The organism is Saccharothrix variisporea, from assembly GCF_003634995.1.
GTDB lineage: Bacteria > Actinomycetota > Actinomycetes > Mycobacteriales > Pseudonocardiaceae > Actinosynnema > Actinosynnema variisporeum.
On sequence record NZ_RBXR01000001.1, the window covers coordinates 2219719 to 2239418 of the forward strand.

Here is a 19700-nt window from a genome sequence, read left to right on the forward strand (position 1 = left end):
ATTTCGGCTGGTGAGACGGGTGCCGGACGGCTTGAGCCGTCCGGCACACTTTTTACCTTCCGATAGTTTCGGTGCCGTAGACTGCGGCCATGCCGACCAAAGCCGACCCGTCTTCGCCGGATGACACCACCTCCGGCAAGATCACCATTGCCGACATCGCGGCCGAGGCCGGCGTATCGGTACCGACAGTTTCGAAGGTGATGAACGGCCGCGCCGACGTCGCCCCGCACACCCGGGAGCGGGTCGAGGCGATCATCCGCCGGCACGGCTACCAGCGCCGATCCGACGAGCGCTCCCGCCGGTCGAACCTGGTGGAGCTGATGTTCCACGAGCTGGAGAGCGCGTGGGCGCTGGAGATCATCCGGGGTGCCGAGCAGGTCGCCGCCGAGCAGGGTCTGGCGCTGGTGCTGTCGGAGTCCCAGGGGCGGCTCACCCCCGGCCACGGCTGGCTGGAGGGCGTGATCGCGCGCCGGCCACTGGGCGTGATCTCGGTGTTCTCCGACCTGACCGCCCAGCAGCTGGCGAAGCTGCGGGCCCGGGACATCCCGGTCGTGGTGGTCGACCCGATCGGTGAACCCCAGGACTCGACGCCGTCCATAGGGGCCACGAACTGGAACGGCGGCCTCACCGCGACCCGCCACCTGATCGAACTGGGCCACCGCCGGATCGCGATGATCGGCGGCCCCGAGCGCGTGCTGTGCAGCCGGGCCCGGGTGGACGGCTACCGCGCGGCGCTGGAGACCGCGGGCCTGGCCTTCGACCCGGACCTGGTCCGCTACGGCGACTTCCACGTCGAGTCGGGCCGCCGCCAGTTCGCTCCCCTGCTCGACCTGCCCGACCCGCCCACGGCCGTGTTCGCCGGTAGCGACCTGCAGGCGTTGGGCGTCTACGAGGCCGCGCGGGCGGCGGGGCTGCGGGTGCCGGAGGACCTGTCGGTGGTCGGCTTCGACGACCTGCCGGTGGCCCAGTGGGTCGGCCCGCCGTTGACCACGGTCCGGCAGCCGTTGCAGGACATGGCCGCCGCGGGCACCCGCCTGGCGATCACGCTGGCCCGCGGCGACGAGCCCGAACACCGCCGGATCGAACTGGCCACGACCCTGGTGGTCCGGCAGAGCACCGCTCCCCCCAGGGCTTGATCGAAACACCGGCGCGGCGAACGTCGATAATGCGGCATGCGACGTTCGTCGGCGGCTTTCGGCGTTTCCGTCCTGTTAGCCGGCGGTGTCGGCGTGGTGGGCAACCTCCTCACCAACGCCGGCGCCATCCCGGACAGCCTGCGGCCCTGGTCGTGGGTGCTGGTCGCCGCGCTGACCGTCATCACCGTGGTGCTCCAGCTGCGGAGCTTCCGGGCACCCTCCACCGACCTGTCCATCGACTCGCTGATCGCCACCCTGGCCAGCTCCGCGCGCAGCCGGCTCGCCGCCACCGACATGTGGTTGCGGGTGCCGATGCGGTGGGTCGAACCCGCCGGGCGTGGCCCGGTGGAGCCCTGGAGCCTCACGGCCGCCTTCCTCGCGTTGCCCGACCGGCAACTGGTGATCGTCGGGGCGCCCGGCTCCGGCAAGACCACCGCCGCCGCCCGGTTGGCGTCGGAGCTCCTGGACAACTGGGAGCCCGGTGACCCGGTGCCCGTGGTCGTCCCGCTCGTGCACTGGACCCCCGACGTCCCGTTGTCGGAGTGGCTCGCCGCCGAGTTCCCCCTGCTGACCGTGCTGGGCCCCGACTCGACACGCTCCCTCGTCGAGTCCACGCCGGTGTTGCCCCTCTTCGACGGGTTCGACGAGATGCACCCGGTGTGGCAGTCCGAGTTGCTGTGGCAGCTCGAACGCTCGGACTCCCCGTTCGTCCTCACCGGTGGCGACCACCTGCGGCGCGCGACCCCCCGGGTCCCCGTGGTGGAACTGCTGCCGCTCGCACCGCTCGACGTACGCACCTACCTGCACGACCGGGTGCCGCACGAGGACGACCGGTGGGCACCGCTGCTCGACCTCCTCGACGCCGACCCCGACGGCCCGCTGGCCCGCACGTTGTCCTCGCCGCGCGCGATCGACCTGGTGCTGCGCGCCTACGCCGCGCCGAGCACCTCGCCGGCCGAACTGCTCGACACGACCCGGTTCCCCACCCGCGACGCCGTCGAGCGGCACCTGCTGGAGACCGCGCTGGTCCGCGCCGCGCCCGGCACCTCCCCGGACGGCTACGAACCCGGTGAGCGGGCGGTCGACAGGCTCGGGTTCCTGGCCGCGCACCTCGAACGGCTGGGCAGCACGGAACTGGCCTGGTGGCACCTGGGCGAGAGCGTGCCGCGCGGGGTGTTCGCCGCGGCGGCGCTGCTGCTCGGCTCGGCCACCGGGCTCGCCGGCGCGTTGCTGTTCGGGGTGTGGGCGGGGGTGCTGCTGGGCGGGGGCACGGTCGCGGCCCTCCTGCGGCTGGGGTTCAGCGCGCGGTCGGCGCCCTTCCCCGCGCGCATCCGGCTGGGCGAGCCGCGCAGCCTGGCGGTGTTCGCGCTCGGGTCGGTCGCCGGCGGGGTGACGGCGGTGGCGGTCCGGGCGTTCGGCGGGTCGGTCGTGGGTGCGTGGCTGTGGGTGGCGGTCGGGGTCGTCGTCGGCGCGCTCGGCGCGTCGCGGGTGGCGGTCACCCGGTCGCCGGACGCCGACGTCGCCCGGCACCCGCAGGAATCGTTGTGGCGCGACCGGCGCATGGCGCTGGTGCAGGGCGGCGTCACCGGGTTGACGGGGGCGTTCGCGGCGGGGTTGGCCGGCTGGACCGGGGCGGGTGTGCTGCTGGTGGTCTGCCTGGGGCTGGTGGGGGTGTCGTTCAGCGCCTACGCCCGCTACTCGGTGAGCCGGATCTGGCTGGCGTTGCGCGGGCGGCTGCCGTGGCGCTTGATGACGTTCCTCGAAGCCGAATGGCGGCTGGGGCTGTTGCGGCACTCCGGTGGCGTGTACCAGTTCCGCCACCGCCTGCTCCAAGAACACCTGGCCGCCGAGTACGGGTCCACCAAGCCGCCGGTGGACGAGGACGCCGTGCGGATGGTCGGGCTGCTGCGCGGTGACCTGGTGGAACGGGCGTTCGCGCGGGCCGACGTGCAGGCGGTGATCGAGGCGCCGAGCATCCGGCGGTTGAAGCTGGAGATCGTCGCCGAGATCGAGGACACGCGGGAAGACCTCGTCGTGGCCACGAGCGCGGCGCGCGAGCGTTACGTGGCGGTCAAGGAGAGGTTGCTGGCGCGGGCCGGAGTGCCCCGGCCGGCGCGGGCCGCACGGTTCTTCGGCCACGTCGGCGGGCCGTTGGCGGCACTGGCCACGGGGGCGGCCCTCGCGGTGGGCGCGGCACCGGCGGTGACCTTGTCGGTCGCGTGGGTGGGGATCGTGGTCATGGCGGCGGCTGGGTTCCTGCAACCGCTCATCTGGCAGCTGGACCTGACGGACGCCTACCAGTCGCGGTTCATGGACCGGCTCGCCCGGTGGCACCGCGCGGTGGCCGTCCGGCTGGCACCGCTGCACCGGGTGCACTTGAGCGCCTACGCCGGTGTCGTGGTGTCCTGCGGCTTGCTGGTCGTCTCCGTCATGTCACCGGCGGAGGTCGTGGCGGTCATGCGGGCTGTGCACCCGGTGTCGGTGTACGTCCTGGGTGGCGCGGCCGTCGTGTTCGGGGTGCTGTGGGCGTGGTCCCGGCCGTTGAAGAAGCGGTGGGACAGGCTGTCGGTCGACAACCCGGCGGTGTGGCCGGCGGAGACGGCGTTGCCGCGCGGGGCGGCGCAGGCGCGGCGGGACGCGGTGCGGGCGTGGGAGGCGCTCGTAGAAGCGTTGGTGGAGAACGGGGTGCTGCCGATGGTGGCGGCGCGGGTCGAGGTGCTGGCGCGGCGGTCCTACGACACCCGGTTGCCCGACGCGTCGGTCAAGTGGCTCGGCGACCTGACCGAGAGCGCGCAGTTCGTGCCGACCGACACCAGTGCACGGCTGAACCGGATGCTCGACGCGATGTCCGGCGGTGCGATCGGGCTGAGCGGTCCGCGCGGGATCGGCAAGAGCACCGTGCTGGGCATCTTCGGCGACCGGCGGCTGGGCGGGAACCCCGACGACCTGACCGTCGTCGTGCCCGCGCCGACCAACTACAACAGCCGGGACTTCCTGGTCCACCTGTTCAGCCGGATGTGCATGGCCGTGCTGCCTGCCGACCCGCAGACGGCTCCCCGGGCGTCGCGGCGGGTGCGGGTGCGGTGGGTGGTGACCGCCGTGGTCGCGGTGCTGCTGGTCGTGGGGGCGGTGCTGTGGCCGTCCGCGGTGGAGGCCGGGCGGTGGGCGTGGCGGAACGTGCGCGGCGTCGCGGTCGGCGTCGGGGTGGCGTTGTCGGTCGCGTTGGTCGTGGAAGTGGTGGTGCGGCGGGGGTTCCGGCGCGGTGACACGTCGGTGGAGGACGTGGCGCGGGCGCACCTGCGTGCCCTGCGGTACCTGGAGACGACCACCCGCACCGCGACCGCGGCGGTGAAGCCCGGGGTGGAACTGGGTGGTTCGCTGGCGCGGCAGCGGGCCGAGCAGGTCAAGACGTACCCGGAGCTGGTCGGCGAGTTCCGGGACTTCCTGGCGTTCCTGGTGTCCCACCTGCCGACCCGGCCCGACCGGCGGGCGCCGCGGATCGTGGTGTGCATCGACGAGGTGGACAAGATCGCCACCGCCGAGGCGGCCGAGCAGTTCATCAACGACGTCAAGTCCGTGTTCGGGGTGCCCGGGTGCTTCTTCCTGGTGGCGGTGTCGGAGGACGCGCTGGCGTCGTTCTCGCGGCGGGCGCTGACCGTGCGGACCGCGTTCGACTCGGCCTTCGACAACGTGATCCAGGTGAGCCGGTTGTCGCTGACCCAGACCCGGCGGCTGCTGGTGCAACGGGTGCTGCGGCTGCCCGAGCCGTACGTGTGGCTGTGCCACGCCCTGTCCGCCGGCCTGCCCCGCGACCTGAACCGGACCGTGCGGCAGCTGTACGACATCCGGGCCGCCACCGGGGTGTCCGACCTGGGGGCGCTGGCGGGTGAGCTCGTGCGGCAGGACCTGGAGGTCGTGACGCACGGGCAGGTGTTGCAGGTGGACGCCGGGTCCGACGCGGTGAGCGGCGCTTTGCTTCGCTGGCTGGCCCAGACCGCGCGCGTGCCCGTGGACCACGACTCGTTGGTCGCCCACCGCGACAACGCGCCGTCCGGCGGGGCGTTCCGGAACTGGCCGCCGGAGCTGTGGGCGGTGCGGGAGCGGTTCCAGGCTTACCTGTCGTATGCGGCGGTGGTGTTGCAGTCGTTCCAGGAGCGGTCGGGCGAGGTGATCGCGAAGTTGTCCACTGTGGACTCCGACGAGACGAACCCCGTGCGGCTCTTGGCCGATGCCCGCGCCCACCTGTCGGTGGACGCGGCGTTGGCGACGGCGGCCGTGGACGCCTACCGGTCGGAACTCGTCTGAGCTTCCTCCGCCGCGCGGAACATCCCCACTTCGGCCCGGCGCCGCAGCTTGGAGGCCACGACTTCACCCAGCGGCGTGTCGGGTGCCTTGCGGAACCGCTTGGGCCGGGCCGCGCGCAGGGTGTTCTCGGCACGCTCGGCCACCGCTTCGTCGCGCACGCCGAGCGCTTCCCGCAGTGCCTGGTCGGCGGCGTGGCGGTTGGCGCGGTGGGCGTGCTGCCGGTTGCGCGTGATGTTGCGGCGGGAGCTCTGGGGGTTCTCGCCGTAGGTGTTGCGGCGGTCCTTGGCGTAGCTCAGCCGCTTCTTCTCCTGTGGCGTACGACGAACCATGCGCGGACCGTACGCGGGGTCGATCGGTGCCGGCGACCGCTTTTTCGCCGGCCTTCCGCGACGACCACGACTGGGACTGTCGGTGCGCGGTGGGACAATGGAGACGGGGGCCGGAGGCCACACCGACTGCGAGCGCACGGACGACCCGGCGACGGCAATGCGAGCGGCGACGGCACAGCGGCGACAGTGGCGGCTCGCCCACGACAGCGGCGGCAGCGGCGACTCAGCGGCGGCAACGGCGGCAGTGCGGATCCGGCGACAGCGGCGCAGTGCGGCTTGGCGGCGGCGGTGCGGCTTGGCGGCGGTGCGGCTTGGCGGCGGCGCGGCTTGGCGGCGGCGGTGGTGCGGCTTGGCGGCGCGGCGGCGGCGGTGGTGCGGCTTGGCGGCGCGGCGGCGGCGGTGGTGCGGCTTGGCGGCGCGGCGGCGGCGGTGGTGCGGCTTGGCGGCGCGGCGGCGGCGGTGGTGCGGCTTGGCGGCGCGGCGGCGGCGGTGGTGCGGCTTGGCGGCGCGGCGGCGGCGGTGGTGCGGCTTCCGGCCCGGTCTCCCTCAACACGCGGGCGTGGCCTCCGGCCCCCGTCTCCATTGTCCCACCGAGCACCGACAAATCGGCGCGTGAGGGCGGGTAGGTGGACCCGCCCCCGGGTCGCGAGCTCCGGCAACCGCTAGCGGAGTCGCGGCCGGGGGCGGGTTCCCGTCTCGTCCGCCACCGTCGTTGAGGGCGAAGCCGGACACCGCCGAGTCGGTTCGCCGTGGAGGTCGGTGGGGACGAGCCGTCAGTGGTGGTGATGGCCCTCGAACTGGACGTACTGGCAGCCCGGCGCCTCGGCCGGCAGCGTGTGGCCGGCGCTGGGCGGGGGTGGTGCCGAGGTGCAGGTGAGTTGGTGCAGCCCGAGCAGTTCCAGGCCGAGGGTGCCGCTGAGCGCGAAGCCGTTGCCGAAGCCGAAGTCCGGGTTGTCGCTGATCTGCCCGGTCTTCATCGCTTCCTGCCACGACCGCTGGAAGTCCGCCAGCTTCTCGCGCTGGAACACCACCAACCCCAACCGCTCGTACGGACCGGCCTTGCACGTCGCCCATCGATCGACATAGGGCGCGTACAGCGTCGCCCGCAGCGGACCGACGAACTCGGCGAACTCCTCGATCGTGCGGTCGGTCGGGTCGTCGCACTCGCCGGTCTTCTCCTCCACCCACGCCGCGACCTCCGCCGGGCTGCCCAGCGGCGGGCCGAGGGCGCCCGAGCCCAGGCCGGTGGAGTCGGACGCGCCGCACGCGACCGACCCCACCAGCAGCGCGACCAGGGCCACGCACCGGGCGAACATCACGCGCACCGCGCGCCGTTCAGGGTGAACCCGGTGGGCGCGGTGGGTGAGCCGGTCCCGTTGAACCCGAAGGACGTGGACGCCCCCGCCGCGAGGTTCTGGTTCCAGCTCGCACCCTTGGCCGTGGCCTTGCCGTTGGCCACGGTCACGGTGCCCGACCACGCCTGGCCGTAGGTCTGCCCGGAGGGCACGTCCCACACCAGTTCCCAGTTGTTGACCGCGGCCGTGCCGGTGTTCTTGATCGTCACGTTCGCGGTGAACCCGCCGGACCACACGCTCGGCGTCGCCCACGTCACCGTGCACGCACCGGGCTCGCCGCTGCCGGGCAGGGTGGTCACGCTGACCGCCGCGGACGGCGGTGACGTGTTGCCCACGGCGTCGCGCGCCACCACGTAGAACTGGTAGGCCGTGGCCGGCGACAGGCCGGTGATCGTCGCGGTGGTGCCGCTGCCGGACGCGACCTGCACGTCCGTCGCGCCCGCCTCGCGGAACACCTGGTAGCTGGAGACGCCGACGTTGTCCGAGGACGCCGCCCACGACAGGCTCACCGAGTTGGACCCGGCGGTCGCGGTGGGCGTGCCGGGCGCGGTGGGTGCCTGGGTGTCGCCGCCGCTGCCGCCCTCGAAGATCACGTCCGAGCAGCTGTAGAACGCCTCGGGGCTGTCGTTGCGCTGCCAGATCGAGTAGATGATGTGCCGACCGGACTTGTTCGGCAGCGTGGCCTGCCACGCGTACTCGCCGCCCTGCGCGACCGGGTTGGTGATCGAGTTGAACGGCGCCGGCTCCAGGTCCGACCACTTCAGCGGCTTGGTGACGTCGAAACCGTCGCGGGTCACGTACTGGTCCCACGTGCCGGGGTGCGGCGCCCACGCGTTGTAGTGCAGGGTGATCGTCGACCCCGCGCGCAGGGTGGTGGTGGGCCAGTCGTCGCGGGCCAGGTTGTAGGCGTCGTACTTGGTGGTCGGGCCGCACAGGTCGCCGTCGGCGATGATCTCGCGGTGCCGGCCGGCGGCCTGGGAGATCAGGTTGCCGTACCAGTCCCACAGCGGCTGCTTGCCGCCGATGGCCACGGCCTCCTTGCACGCCGGGTTGGTGGGCAGCAGGTCACCGCCGCCGCTGCCCTTGCGGCCGTCCTCGTAGCAGGCGTAGGTGCGGCTGGCCGGGTAGGTCATCGAGCCGTGTGCCACGGCGACGCCCGTCTGCACGAGCACGGTGGTCACACCGGCGACACCGAGGGCGGCCAGGGCCAGTGCCCCGAAGCGCTTGAGTCGCAAAGGATGTCTCCTTCAGATCGACGGTGATCTGGCAGGGGTGCGCGCAGGAACACACATCTGGGAGCGCTCCCAGAAACACCATGACAGCCCGGTGACCGCGCGTCAACGACTCGTTTCATTTGGTGGTCGCCGGGTATCGCTCGACCATGCGCATCGCCGTGGTCGGGCAGCTGGCCCGCGACCTCGTCCTCGTCGTACCCGAAGTGCCCGGCGCGGGCGCCACCTCCCCCGTCCTGGAACGCCGTGAAGTGCTCGGTGGCAAGGGCGCGAACATCGCCGTGAACGCGGTGCAGTTGGGCGCGTCGGCGGCACTGGTGGGCGTCGCCGGGGACGACGAAGTCGGCGACCACCTGGTCGAGCGGTTGCGGGCGGACGGCGTCGACACCTCGTCCGTCGCACGGCGCGGGAAGTCCGCGCTGATCGTGGACGTCGTGTGCGGCGGGAAGTGGCGCTACCTCCAGGACATCCCGGAGACCTCCCTGGTCGCGCCGACCGACCTCGGGCCGGCGGTGGCCGAGGCGGACGCGGTGGTGGTGCAGCTCCAGCAGCCGCACGACACCGCGCTGGCCGCCGTCCGCAAGGCCGGCGGGCTCGTCGTGCTCGACGGCGTGGCAACGCCCGACCTGCTCGAACGCGCCGACGTGCTGCGGGCCGACCACCAGGAGGGCGAGGAGCTGACCGGCCGGTCCATCGGCTCGCCGGGCGACGCGGTCGCCGCCGGGCGGACGCTGGTCGGGCGCGGGCCGGACCTGGTGGCGCTGGAGGTCGCGGGCGAGGCGAACGTGCTGGTGTGGTCGTCGGGCGAGGTGGTCGTGCCGCTGACCGAGGAGGACGTGGTGGACACGACCGGCGGCGGCGACGCGTTCGTGGCCGCGCTGGCCGTGGCGCTGGCCCGGGGCGAGCGCCCCGAGGAGGCCGGTCGGCTGGCGGTGGCCGCCGCGGGCCGGGCCGTCGACCACGCGGGCGGACGCACGGACCTCGGCGGACTGCGCACACCCGGCGAGTGACACCGCTACGGACCCGCGAAGCGCGCTGCCCCTACAGGTGCCGGAACCCGACCCCGTGATGGACGCGGGTGGTCGGGTTCCGTAACCTGTCCGAGACCTCGACGACCTTCACTCGTTCGGGGGATCCGGTGTTCAAGGAGGACCGCGCGATCGTGGCGTCGTACCCCGTTCAGCGCACCGTCCGCGCGGCTCTGGCGGCCACCGCCGCCCTCGCGCTGGCCGGTGGAGTGTCCGTGCCGCACGCCGCCGCCCAGCCGACCAACGGCGACGAGGCGGTCAAGAGGTACTTCGACCTCGCCCACGAGGCCGAGCAGCTCAACGAGCAGCACCTGCGCGCCGTGGACGAGCTGGCCGCCGCCCAGGCCACCATCGAACAGGCCAACCGCGATCTCGCCGCCGCCCAGCAGGCGCAGGGCCAGTTGCAGGGCCAGGTGGACCTGCTCACCGAGGCCTCCTTCGAGGGCGCCCGGTTCAACCAGCTCTCGGCGCTGCTGGTCAGCGACTCCCAGCAGGACTTCCTCAACCGGATGAGCGCGCTGGGCGTGCTGGCCGGCGAGAACGCCGAGGCGGTCGCCGGCCTGAGCGCCGCCGTGGACAAGGCCAACGAGGCGACCCGGCGCGCCAACGAGGCGGTCGACAACGCCAACAAGGCCATCGCCGACATCGACCAGCGCAAGGCCGCGCTCGACGAGCAGATCAACGAGGTGCGGGCGGTGTACCGGGCCCTGCCCCGGGCCGAGCGCGACCGGCTGGCCGGCGAGGGCTACACCGGTCCCGTGAGCACCCCGCCCGGCCAGGCCGGCGACGCGGTGCAGTGGGCGCTGGGCCAGCGCGGCAAGGACTACGTGTTCGGCTCCAACGGCCCCGACACGTGGGACTGCTCCAGCCTCATGCAGGCCGCCTACCGGTCGGTGGGCATCGCCATCCCCCGCACCACCTACGGCCAGGCCACGATCGGGCGGCCGGTGTCGCTCAACGAGGTGAAGGCCGGCGACCTGATCATCTACTACTCGGGCCAGAGCCACGTGGCGATGGCCATCGACGGCATCCGCGCCGTGCACGCCTCCACCGAGGGCGTCCCGGTGAAGATCCAGGACATCGAGTCCATCGGCCCGGTCAACACGATCCGGCGAGTGGTCGGCTGAAACGCGGGTACTCCCTGCTCGACCCGTGACCGACCGAGCCGAGGAGGGACCCCGTGCCCGATGTCGTCGACCTCATCATGCAGGACCACCGCGAGGTGGAGCGCCTGTTCGACGAGCTCAAGAACAACCCCGAGAAGCGACCACTGCTCACGCCCGTGCTGTCCGCGGTGCTGACCGCCCACAGCCGGGCCGAGGAGGACTCGGTGTACCCGGTGGCGCGGGACGAGGCCGGCGAGCAGGAGGAGATCCAGCACAGCCAGGAGGAGCACGTCGAGGCCGAGACGCTGCTGGCCAAGCTCATCGCCACCGACCCGACCTCGCCGGAGTACGACCGGGTGCTGGAGAAGCTGATCGAGGGCGTCACCCACCACGTGGAGGAAGAGGAGTCCACCGTGCTGCCCGGGATGCGCCGGCAGCTGGAGGACACCCGGCGCGAGGAGCTCGGCGAGGCCTTCGCCGCCAGCCGCGCCAAGCACCTGGGCGAGCTGCCCGGCCAGGCCACCAAGGAGGAGCTGGTGGCCCAGGCGATGAACAAGGGCGTCAACGGCGCGTCCTCGATGAGCAAGGACCAGCTCGAAAAGGCGCTCCACTCGTCCTGATGACGTGCATCACCCGGGTGTGCGGGCCTAGGCTGGTGGGGCGGGCGCCGGCGAACCGTTCGGCGGAGGTCCGCGCACCCGAGGTGAGCATGGAGGACAGCCCCGTCGAGCTGTCGGTGGTGGAGTCGACACCGGACACCGTGGTCCTGCGGATCGCGGGTGAGCTCGACATGGCCACCGTCCCGGAGGCCACCGCGTTCGCCCACGCCCACCTGGGCCGGACGCGGCGGGAACTCGTGCTCGACTTGAGCGGCGTGACCTTCTTCGCCTCCGACGGGATCTCCCTGCTGCTGACCATGCGCTCGGCGTGCCAGGCGGTCGGCAAGTCGCTGCGCGTGGTGGCCACGAGCCAGGCGGTCCTGCACCCGCTGGAGGTGTCGGGGCTGCGCGAGCACTTCGCGATCACCACCGACACCGAGGAAGTCCGCTAGCCGTTCTGCTCCATGACCAGGATGGCCCCGTTGGGCTGGCCGGAGTTGGAGCGCAACGAGCTGCACACCACCCGCGCGACGATCTCGCGGCCCTTCCGGTTCACGGCGTTGACCTTCACCTCGCTCATGAACGAAGCGTCGGCCAGGGCCTGGCGGACGACCGGGCGGAGTTCGGCCACCGGGAGGCCGATGTCGAGGTTGAGCAGGTGCTCGCCCTCGGCCTCGTCGCGGCGCAGGCCCCACAGCTCCTCCGCGCCCCGGTTCCAGGCGATGACCCGCATCCCGACGTCCAGCACGGCCACGCCCGCCCGCAGCGAGGTCAGGATGGACTCCAGGAACTCGTTGACCTGGTCCAGCTCCTGGGTGCGGTCGCGCAGGGTGTCGTTGATGTTCTGGAGCTCGTCGTTGGTGGACTGGAGCTCCTCGTTCATCGTCTCCAGTTCCTCGTTGGTGGACTGGAGCTCCTCGTTGGTGGTCTCCAGCTCCTCCACAGTGGACTGCAGTTCCTCGTTCGTGGTCTCCAACTCCTCGTTGGTCGACTGCAGCTCCTCGTAGGCGGACTCCAACTGGCGGTTGGCGTACTCCAGGTCCTCCAGCAGCCTCCGGGTCGCGGTGACGTCGTGGAAGACGATCGACACGCCCAGGATGGTGTTGTCCGCCGCGATCAACGGGTTGAGGTGGACCTCGAACCACAGGGACTCGCCCGGCGGTCGCGTCCACTCGACCTCCTTGATGCGCACGGCGCGGCGCTCGGCGCGGCACTGCTCCAGGTAGCCGCGCAGCTCGACCGGGCGGTAGGACAGGTCCAGGTCGCGCAGGGGGCGGCCGATGTCCTTGGCGCCCAGGCCGAACATCGTCTCGGCCTGCTGGTTGGCCAGGGCCAGGACGTCGTCGCCGGTGACCACGACCTGGGCGACCGGGCCCGCCGAGAAGGCGTGCTCGCGCAGTTGGTCCAGGCCGCCCACGTCGAAGCGCCGGTCCTGGACCAGGGCCTGGGTCACGAAGTGCACCGGGCCGCCGGAGCCGTTGGCCACCTTGCGGAAGACGCGCCGCTTCAGGTCGATCGGGTCGAAGATCCGGGTGTGCGACAGCAGCATCTCCGCCTTGCCCAGGAACAGCACGCCGCGCGGCACCAGGGCGAAGTGGAACCGGCTGAGGATCTTGGCCTGCGTCTCCTGGGTGAAGTACATGAGGGTGTTGCGGCACACCAGGAGGTCTATGCGCGAGATCGGGGCGTCCTGGACCAGGTCGTTGCGGCCGAAGATCACCGACCGCCGCAGGTCCTTGCGGAAGGCGTAGCGGCCGTTCTGGTGGTCGAAGTACTTGGCGACCAGGTCGGCGGGCACGCCCTGGAGCTCGCGCTCGGTGTAGAGGGCGTGCCGGGCGTGGGTGAGGGCCTCGTCGTCGACGTCGGTGGCGTAGATCTTGACCCGCTGCCGGAACCGCTCCGGGCCCAGCGCCTCGGCCAGCACCATCGCCAGGCTGTAGGCCTCCTCGCCCGACGCGCAACCCGCGCTCCACACCCGGACCGGGTCGTCGGGACCGCGCTCGGCCAGCAGCGTCGGCACCACGTCCTCGCGCAGGTAGTCCCAGGCCTCGGTGTCCCGGAAGAACGCGGTGACGTTGATCAGGATCGTGTTGAAGAGGGCGTTGAACTCTTCGGCGTTGACCTGGAGGTGGTCGATGTAGTCGATGTCGTTGTCGATGCCGACCTGCGCCATCCGGTGCCGGACGCGGCGCATGAGGCTGGTCCGCTTGTACCCGGTGAAGTCGAACCCGCGCGACTCCTTCAGGTAGCGCAGCACCTCTTCGAAGTCGGCATCGGGGATCTGCCCGTCACTCACACCGCAGAACGCTACTCGCCGGGGCAGGCGGCATCCGATCACGGCACGCGGTCGCGGCGTCCGCGCCGGCTGGGACGTCGTCAAGCGCCGGGGTCGAGCACCGCCCACACCACCTTGCCGCCGCCCGGCCACGGCGTGTGGCCCCACACCCGGCTGATCTCCTCGACCAGGGCGATGCCGCGCCCACCGGGCCGCGTGCCCGGCTCGCGGCGCTCGGGCGGGGTCGGCTCGTCGTCGCGCACGGCGATGGCCAGCGCCCGGTCCCGCAGCTCCAGCCGCAGGTGGGGTGCGCTGTGGCCGTGGTCGACGGCGTTCTCCACCAGTTCGGTGACCACGAGCAGCGCGTCGTCGAGCACCTCCGGCAGGTTCCACCGCACGCACGTGTCGCGGACGAACCGGCGGGCCATGAGCGCGCTCACCGGCGACGCGGGCAGCCACGTCTCGTCGCGCCGCCGGTCGGGCTCGCGCTGGGCGAGCGCCTCCCGCACGGACGGGTAGTGGCGGACGAACCGCCCCGCGCCGCCCTCGTCGAGCAGCCGCCGGTGCGCCGCGCCCAGCCCGACCAGCACCACGGGGACGCCGGGCCACTCCGACACCCGCATCCACACCGTGGTGAACACCGACATCACGGCCGGTGTGGCGACCTCGAAGTCGTCGTCGAGCACCACGACCACCGCGGTCGGCTCCTCGAGCGCGCACTTCAGCAAGCCGTCGCGGAACTGCGCGTAGGTGCTCAGGTCGAGCCGTCCGGCGGGGTGGACGACCGCCGCGCCCGCCTCGGTGTCGACGTCGAAGGTCAAGGTCATGTGTCGGGCTCCACGCGGGTGTGTCGGAGGAACGCGCCGGACAGCAGGTGGGACCGCAGCACCTCGGCCGCCGAGGACGCCTCGGCCTCCGCGGCCCGGTACCGCTCGACCAGCGGCCCGCTGTTGCGCGCCACCGCCGCCCGTCCCATCCGCCGCGCCAGTGTGGCCTTCTCCTCCAGGGTCCGCAGCGCGGTCCAGAGGGCTTTCTCCAGGGCGGCGTCCTGGGCGTCCAGGAGCGCCTCAGCGGTCCAGCCGTGGCCGACGTGGCAGCGGAACCGGGTGTGCTCGGCGTCCAGGGCGACCAGCGTCCCGTTGCAGTCCGGGCAGCTGAAGTTCGACGGTGTCCCCATCCGACTCACCTCACCGGGTGGCGCGCCCGCCTGGTCGGCGGCCAGTGCGGTCTCCTTGCGCAGCAGGTCGGAGGGTTCACCGGCGTCCTCGACCGGACCGCCCACGACTTCCCGCAGGACGACACCCATCTTGGCCGCCGGCAGCACGTGCTCGACCTCGACCGTGCGCAGGACCGCGTTGGGCATGCCCGAGTAGAGAGCCTCCTCCGGGTCCTGCACGACCGCCAGGCCGCCGCGCGAGGTGATCGCGACCATGCCCGCCGCCCCGTCGTCCAACGTGCCCGAGAGGACGACACCGACGACGGCGGGACCGCGCGCGACGGCGGCCGACCGGAACAACGCGTCGACCGACGGGCGGTGGCCGTTCTCGGTGGGACCGTGGGAGAGGTGCACCTCGCCGCCGGTCACGATCAGGTGGTGGTCGGGCGGGGCGACGTGCACGCGACCCTTGCGCAGCGGCATGCCGTGCCGGGCGCTCACGGCCGGCAGGGGGCCGCTGCGGTCGAGGATGGCCGCCAAAGCGCTCGTGCCACCGGCGGGCATGTGCAGGACGACCGCGACCGCGGCGGGCAAGTCGTCCGGAAGTCCGCCGACGAACGCCCGCAACGCCTCGACACCTCCGGCCGACGCCCCGACGACGATCAGGTCCCTCGATGGCATGGGGTCACCTCTGGTCGTGGATACCCCGGTGATCCGGAGGGTACTCGTTACGATTCCGACCTCGGGGTCTCGACACGGGACGGCGGTGGGGCGGTGCTGTGGAGTGCCGGCGCGGTGGCGCGCATGCTCGGCGTCTCCCCCACCACCCTGCGCACCTGGGACCGCCGGTACGGGCTGGGGCCGAGCAGGCGCGAGGAGGGCCGGCACCGCCGGTACAGCGAGGAGGACGTGGCCCGGCTGCGGCGGATGCTCGCCTTGACCGGGCGCGGGGTCGTGCCCGCCGCGGCGGCGGCGATCGCGCTCGGCCGGACGCTGGAGGTCGAGCCGGATCTTCCACCGCCGCGCGAGCAGGAGGTGCCGGCCGACTCACCACCCCGCGAGGTGCCGGCCGACTCACGACCGCCCGAGGTGCCTGGCGACGCGGCCGTTGGGTTGGACGGTGTCGCCGGGCGGCCGTGGTCCCCGGAGACGCGCGGGTTCGCACGGGCGGCGTTCCGGCTCGACCTGCCCCTGATGATCGACCTCGCGGGCGGCTTGGTGGCGCGGCACGGCGTGGTGCGGGCGTGGGAGCGGGTGCTGGTGCCGTTCCTGGTCGCGTTGGGCGAGAAGGTGGCCGCGCGGGGGTCGGGGGTCGAAGTGGAGCACCTCGCGACCACGGCCATCCTGGAGGCGGTGCGGGGTGGCGTGCTGCCGGTGTCGGGGCGGCTGCCGGCGCTGCTGGCGTGCGCCCCTGACGAGCAGCACAGCCTGCCCCTGAACGTCCTCGGCGCGGCCCTGGCGGAAAAGGGCTGCCCGACCCGACACCTGGGCGCTCGCGTGCCTGCCGCGGCACTACTCGATGCGGTGAAGTTGTTGGAGCCGCGGGTGGTGGTGCTGTGGGCGCACGCGCCGGGGTACGCGGCCCTGGCACCGGTCACCGACCTGCTGGAACGTGGCAGTGACGTGCTGCTCGGGGGTGCGGGGTGGACCGTCGTGCCGCCGGGGGCGCGGTGGGTCGGGTCGCTGGGTGAGGCCGTGGACGCGGTCCTGGAGTTGAACCGATTTTGAATCGAATTTAGGCTCGACACGTCACCCCTACCGGAGGACGTGAGCCCCATGCCCGAGCTGTCCCGCCTCCCCCGACCGGTCGCCGAATCCTGGGACTGGCAACTGCAAGGCCTCTGCCGCGGCATGGACAGCGGACTGTTCTTCCACACCCCCAACGAACGCGGCGCCGCCCGACAGCACCGGGAGGCGCAGGCGAAGGCGGTGTGCGCCCGGTGCCCGGTGGTGGCGGAGTGCCGGGCGCACGCGCTCGCGGTGGAGGAGACCTACGGCATCTGGGGCGGCCTGGGCGAAAGCGAACTACGCCACCTCATCGCCCGCAACCACCGCTGAGCCCACCCGAACACCGGCGCTGTCGACCTCGGGGACGGTCACCTCGCCTGAGCGGCCGCGGTCTTCGGTCGCCATTGGGTGTAGCCGGCCTCTTCGGCCTCGGCGATCGAGCGGAAGGTGACGTCGCCCTTCATGCGCTTGAAGTACGGCGAGTCCGGCGTGTGGAAGATCATCGACTTCGAACTCCCCTTCACCACGACCACCGCCGGCTCTGCACCCGCCGGGGGCGCGGTCTCGGGGACGGCGGTCTTGGAGGCGGCAGTCTCGGGGGCGGGCACCAAGGCCGCCTCCGGGGCGACCTCCAGCGCGGACTCCAGCGCGGACTCCAACTCCGAACCCACCTCCGGCACCGACAGCGGCTCCGACCCCGACCCCGGCTCCGACCCCCACCCCGACCCCGATACCGGCTGCGGCTCCGGGTCCAGGACCGGCTGGGGCTGGGTCGGGATGATCACCGTGGCCGCAGGTAGAGCCGGGCGCGAGGTGGGGCGGGCCAGGGTCAGTTCGGTGCGGAGGCTGCGGATCGTGGCGCGCAGGGGCAGCCACGTCAGCACCGCGCCCGCCAGGAACGCGAACCCGCACAGGACGAACATCTGGGCGAACAACCAGAACACCGCTGCTCCTAGCTAATCAGGACGTCGACCTGGCGCGCGGCCGGGTCCGTGTTCTCGGGCACGACGTCGAGCACGACCGCCGTCCGCACCGACCCCGAGCCGACCCCCGAGCCGACCGCAGCGCCGACCTTCGAGCCGACCGCTGCACCAGCCCCCGAGCCGACCGCAGCACCGGCACCCGAGCCGACCGCAGGACCGGCACCTGGGCCGATCTCGACCCGCGGGTCCTGGACGCCCAAGGCGGTGAGCGCCCCGCGCAGGGTCGCGGCGCGGCGCTCGTCGGGCACGGTGGCGCGCGCGGTCACCGTGCCTGCCGTCGCGACGGCCGTCAGGTCGTGTGCGGACGCGGCGACCGCGGCGGCGACCACGCCGGCGGCAGCGGAGGCCGTCAGCGGTGACCGGTTGCCGTGCTCCGCCAACAGGTCCGTCACGCGGTGCGTGGTGATCGCACCTCGGACGGCGTCCAGCAGCGCGCGGTGCTCCGACTCGTCGGCGACGTCGCCGACGAGCAGCACCTCGTCCGTCCGCACGGCCATCACGACACGCCCGGCGGCTTCCCGCTCCGCGATCCGCGCGCGGGCGAAGACCCCCGATGCCGCGAGCAGAGCGGGCACCAGCACCGCACTGACGAGCCACGCGCGCCACGCCGGGGATCTCAGCACCGGGCGTTAGTACCGGAAGTGCCCGTGCCGATGCCACCAGCGCTCGACGTACGCGCAGGACAGAGCCCGGCAATTCACCTGTCCAGGTGACGATCATCCGACGGCGAGAGGAACCCGACGCCCGGCGAACCCACCGCACAGCGCGCGTCCGCGAAGATCGGACCCCGGCGCGACCGTTCGGACGGGACGGGGTAGGGTTCCTCCGAGCGAACGCCAGAGCACGCGGAAGTCTTGCGGGCACGGCGAATTCACGGCCCGGCCGGTTGCCTTCGAACCAGCGAGTCGTCCGATCCACACCAGCGGATCGCCGGAGAAGACCGCACGCCCCAAGGCGTGCGCCATCCCGCTCACGCCCTCAAGCCACAGCGTGATCGTTCGTCACAGCGCGATCGTTCATCACCGCATGTTCGTCACCTTCAAGCTGCGTTCGGCAACACCCCCGTTCGGCATCCGCACCTGCTGCACACCGGGTGCGCGGGCACCTGCACCACGACCTCGGCCAGCAGCCGACGCGAGTCCTCGAACGTCGGTGGCCGCCGGCCGGGCACTAACAACGAGTCCAGCACCTCCTGCCACCTCCGGGCCCGCGCCCGCGCCCGCTCCACCGGGTCCCGCTGCCGGGCCCGCGACCGCACCTCCTCCCGGGCCTGCTCCCCCGACTCGCCCAACGGCCGCCGGGGTCGGGGCGCGGTGAGCCGGGCGTTGCGGCGGTTGACCCGCCACCACTGCCCGAGTGTCATGCCGGGGACCGGGGGGCGCGCCCGTCGCGCGCCCCCCTGCCACCACGACCAGAGCCGCACGCGGAGGAAGTCGTGCGCGGCCTGGTCGCGGCTCCTGGGTCTGCCCTGCCTGGTCCCGTCGGGACGGGAGTCCACGGCCGCCAGCAGGGCGTCGACGCTCCACCCCTCGGCGAACCACGGCGCCACGACCTCGCGCAGCAGCGCGCGGTCCGCGTCACCCCAGCTCGCCCGCAGGCACAGCGCCTCGACGGCCGTGTCGATCTCGTCGTCGGTCTCGGGGATGACACGGCCGGGCCACTGCCGGGGATCGAGTTGTACGCGCATCCCTAGCTCCCTTCCGAACGCGTACCGAACAACTGTTCGAGATGGTGCCAGAGGGGTACGACAATTTCGGGGGGCCAGCGTGCGAACTTCCTGACCGGGAGGTGAAAACTGCAGGTCAGAACGCCGAAGACCGCGGCGGCACGAGGCCGTCGCGGTCGGTTGGGGGCAGGGTCAGGGCGCGTCGACGTCGGCTTCGATGCTGCTCAACGTCGACTCGACGTCGTCGAAGCCGGGGTCCTGCACGGCGTCGTCGCGGCACGCCACCAGCGAGGCGAGCAGGGCCGCGAGGACCAGGGCCGCCCTCACTTCACACCGCAGTGCTCGGACTGGAACTTGTCCACCCGCTCCTGCACCTTGCCCAGGTGGGCGAGCTGCTCACCGCGGCGCTCGGCGCGCTTGTCCAGGCGTTCGGCGCGGGCGGTGTCGCCGGCGTCGCGCGCCTTCTGGGCCTGCGCCTTGAGCCAGGCGGTGGAGCCGATGGCGTCGGCGCCGCCGTTGATGCGGCTGGTCAGGCGGTTCACGCGGTCCTCGATGCGGGGCAGCCGCTGCTCGCAGATCTTCTTGACCTGCTCGGGGCTGAGCGTGACGGGCGCGTAGGTCTTGTCCTGCGCGGACGCGACACCGGTCGTGGCCAGGCCGACCCCGGCGACCGCGGCGGCGACGGCGATGCGACGGATCCATGTGTTCATGCGTCCACGATGGCGGGACGCGGTGAGCGCTCCGTGCGGCGAGTGTTCGGGTTGTGCAAAGACCGGGGTTTGAGGAGTGCTCGCACCGGCAA

Annotated in this window: 19 protein-coding genes; 8 read left to right on the forward strand and 11 right to left on the reverse strand. The window is 72.6% G+C overall.

Translation table 11 applies throughout. The annotated features are described in order from the left end of the window. The first annotated feature begins 89 nt into the window (after window positions 1-89). A complete protein-coding gene (locus tag DFJ66_RS09590; protein WP_121219957.1) occupies window positions 90-1136 on the forward strand; it encodes a LacI family DNA-binding transcriptional regulator in 1047 nt (348 codons plus the stop codon). A gap of 36 nt (window positions 1137-1172) precedes the next feature. After that, window positions 1173-5441 (forward strand): NACHT domain-containing protein, encoded by a 4269-nt coding sequence (locus DFJ66_RS09595; RefSeq protein ID WP_170199240.1) that lies wholly within the window; start codon window positions 1173-1175, stop codon window positions 5439-5441. Here DFJ66_RS09595 and DFJ66_RS09600 read toward each other — a convergent pair. From DFJ66_RS09600 to DFJ66_RS09615, 3 genes are all read right to left on the reverse strand, one after another. Beyond that, window positions 5420-5770 (reverse strand): hypothetical protein, encoded by a 351-nt coding sequence (locus tag DFJ66_RS09600; protein ID WP_121219962.1) that lies wholly within the window; start codon window positions 5768-5770, stop codon window positions 5420-5422. The genes DFJ66_RS09595 and DFJ66_RS09600 overlap by 22 nt on opposite strands. A gap of 773 nt (window positions 5771-6543) precedes the next feature. Then, window positions 6544-7086, reverse strand: a complete 543-nt coding sequence (locus DFJ66_RS09610; protein WP_121219964.1) for a hypothetical protein — start codon at window positions 7084-7086, stop codon at window positions 6544-6546. After that, window positions 7086-8360: a lytic polysaccharide monooxygenase gene (locus DFJ66_RS09615; RefSeq protein ID WP_211351052.1), complete on the reverse strand. Its 1275-nt coding sequence runs from the start codon at window positions 8358-8360 to the stop codon at window positions 7086-7088. The genes DFJ66_RS09610 and DFJ66_RS09615 overlap by 1 nt, the downstream gene beginning before the upstream one ends. A gap of 146 nt (window positions 8361-8506) precedes the next feature. Here DFJ66_RS09615 and DFJ66_RS09620 point away from each other — a divergent pair, with 146 nt between their 5' ends. From DFJ66_RS09620 to DFJ66_RS09635, 4 genes are all read left to right on the forward strand, one after another. Next, on the forward strand, window positions 8507-9367 hold the full coding sequence (locus DFJ66_RS09620; protein WP_121230933.1) for a PfkB family carbohydrate kinase: 861 nt from the start codon (window positions 8507-8509) through the stop codon (window positions 9365-9367). Between the two features lie 68 nt (window positions 9368-9435). Beyond that, window positions 9436-10512: a C40 family peptidase gene (locus tag DFJ66_RS09625; protein WP_246029664.1), complete on the forward strand. Its 1077-nt coding sequence runs from the start codon at window positions 9436-9438 to the stop codon at window positions 10510-10512. Between the two features lie 53 nt (window positions 10513-10565). Continuing rightward, complete coding sequence (locus DFJ66_RS09630) at window positions 10566-11111, forward strand: hemerythrin domain-containing protein (RefSeq protein WP_246029665.1); 546 nt, start codon at window positions 10566-10568, stop codon at window positions 11109-11111. Then, window positions 11111-11542 (forward strand): STAS domain-containing protein, encoded by a 432-nt coding sequence (locus tag DFJ66_RS09635; protein ID WP_121219966.1) that lies wholly within the window; start codon window positions 11111-11113, stop codon window positions 11540-11542. The genes DFJ66_RS09630 and DFJ66_RS09635 overlap by 1 nt, the downstream gene beginning before the upstream one ends. On the opposite strand, the gene DFJ66_RS09640 is transcribed toward DFJ66_RS09635, so the two are convergent. The 3 genes from DFJ66_RS09640 to DFJ66_RS09650 all read right to left on the reverse strand — a co-directional run bounded on the left by DFJ66_RS09640 (window position 11539) and on the right by DFJ66_RS09650 (window position 15202). Continuing rightward, complete coding sequence (locus tag DFJ66_RS09640) at window positions 11539-13386, reverse strand: CheR family methyltransferase (protein ID WP_121219967.1); 1848 nt, start codon at window positions 13384-13386, stop codon at window positions 11539-11541. The two genes, DFJ66_RS09635 and DFJ66_RS09640, sit on opposite strands and share 4 nt — an antisense overlap. An 80-nt stretch (window positions 13387-13466) precedes the next feature. After that, the gene (locus DFJ66_RS09645) at window positions 13467-14192 is read right to left on the reverse strand and encodes an ATP-binding protein (protein WP_121219969.1); all 726 of its coding nucleotides are present in this window, start codon (window positions 14190-14192) and stop codon (window positions 13467-13469) included. Next, window positions 14189-15202: a chemotaxis protein CheB gene (locus tag DFJ66_RS09650; protein ID WP_121219971.1), complete on the reverse strand. Its 1014-nt coding sequence runs from the start codon at window positions 15200-15202 to the stop codon at window positions 14189-14191. Before DFJ66_RS09650 ends, DFJ66_RS09645 begins: the two co-directional genes overlap by 4 nt. Before the next feature lie 93 nt (window positions 15203-15295). Here DFJ66_RS09650 and DFJ66_RS09655 point away from each other — a divergent pair, with 93 nt between their 5' ends. Together DFJ66_RS09655 and DFJ66_RS09660 are read left to right on the forward strand one after the other, a co-directional pair. Then, on the forward strand, window positions 15296-16249 hold the full coding sequence (locus DFJ66_RS09655) for a MerR family transcriptional regulator (RefSeq protein WP_121219973.1): 954 nt from the start codon (window positions 15296-15298) through the stop codon (window positions 16247-16249). Window positions 16250-16297: 48 nt separating this feature from the next. Continuing rightward, the gene (locus tag DFJ66_RS09660) at window positions 16298-16579 is read left to right on the forward strand and encodes a WhiB family transcriptional regulator (RefSeq protein ID WP_121219975.1); all 282 of its coding nucleotides are present in this window, start codon (window positions 16298-16300) and stop codon (window positions 16577-16579) included. A gap of 38 nt (window positions 16580-16617) precedes the next feature. Here the strand turns inward: DFJ66_RS09660 and DFJ66_RS42570 are convergent, their stop codons facing one another. The 5 genes from DFJ66_RS42570 to DFJ66_RS09680 all read right to left on the reverse strand — a co-directional run bounded on the left by DFJ66_RS42570 (window position 16618) and on the right by DFJ66_RS09680 (window position 19608). Continuing rightward, window positions 16618-17193, reverse strand: a complete 576-nt coding sequence (locus DFJ66_RS42570) for a sunset domain-containing protein (RefSeq protein WP_121219977.1) — start codon at window positions 17191-17193, stop codon at window positions 16618-16620. 8 nt (window positions 17194-17201) lie between these two features. Next, the gene (locus DFJ66_RS09670; protein ID WP_121219979.1) at window positions 17202-17855 is read right to left on the reverse strand and encodes a hypothetical protein; all 654 of its coding nucleotides are present in this window, start codon (window positions 17853-17855) and stop codon (window positions 17202-17204) included. 416 nt (window positions 17856-18271) lie between these two features. Further along, on the reverse strand, window positions 18272-18919 hold the full coding sequence (locus tag DFJ66_RS09675; protein ID WP_121219981.1) for a hypothetical protein: 648 nt from the start codon (window positions 18917-18919) through the stop codon (window positions 18272-18274). Between the two features lie 171 nt (window positions 18920-19090). Continuing rightward, on the reverse strand, window positions 19091-19225 hold the full coding sequence (locus DFJ66_RS44945) for a hypothetical protein (RefSeq protein WP_281276606.1): 135 nt from the start codon (window positions 19223-19225) through the stop codon (window positions 19091-19093). Next, on the reverse strand, window positions 19222-19608 hold the full coding sequence (locus tag DFJ66_RS09680) for a hypothetical protein (RefSeq protein ID WP_121219984.1): 387 nt from the start codon (window positions 19606-19608) through the stop codon (window positions 19222-19224). The genes DFJ66_RS44945 and DFJ66_RS09680 overlap by 4 nt, the downstream gene beginning before the upstream one ends. Between the last annotated feature and the right edge of the window lie 92 nt (window positions 19609-19700).

Coding starts and splice junctions, on each gene's coding strand:
- DFJ66_RS09610 (WP_121219964.1), bottom strand. CDS start 7,086: ATGTTCGCCCGGTGCGTGGCCCTGGTCGCGCTGCTGGTGGGGTCGGTC.
- DFJ66_RS09600 (WP_121219962.1), bottom strand. CDS start 5,770: ATGGTTCGTCGTACGCCACAGGAGAAGAAGCGGCTGAGCTACGCCAAG.
- DFJ66_RS09680 (WP_121219984.1), bottom strand. CDS start 19,608: ATGAACACATGGATCCGTCGCATCGCCGTCGCCGCCGCGGTCGCCGGG.
- DFJ66_RS09675 (WP_121219981.1), bottom strand. CDS start 18,919: ATGCGCGTACAACTCGATCCCCGGCAGTGGCCCGGCCGTGTCATCCCC.
- DFJ66_RS09590 (WP_121219957.1), top strand. CDS start 90: ATGCCGACCAAAGCCGACCCGTCTTCGCCGGATGACACCACCTCCGGC.
- DFJ66_RS09595 (WP_170199240.1), top strand. CDS start 1,173: ATGCGACGTTCGTCGGCGGCTTTCGGCGTTTCCGTCCTGTTAGCCGGC.
- DFJ66_RS09660 (WP_121219975.1), top strand. CDS start 16,298: ATGCCCGAGCTGTCCCGCCTCCCCCGACCGGTCGCCGAATCCTGGGAC.
- DFJ66_RS09650 (WP_121219971.1), bottom strand. CDS start 15,202: ATGCCATCGAGGGACCTGATCGTCGTCGGGGCGTCGGCCGGAGGTGTC.
- DFJ66_RS09645 (WP_121219969.1), bottom strand. CDS start 14,192: ATGACCTTGACCTTCGACGTCGACACCGAGGCGGGCGCGGCGGTCGTC.
- DFJ66_RS09635 (WP_121219966.1), top strand. CDS start 11,111: ATGACGTGCATCACCCGGGTGTGCGGGCCTAGGCTGGTGGGGCGGGCG.
- DFJ66_RS09620 (WP_121230933.1), top strand. CDS start 8,507: ATGCGCATCGCCGTGGTCGGGCAGCTGGCCCGCGACCTCGTCCTCGTC.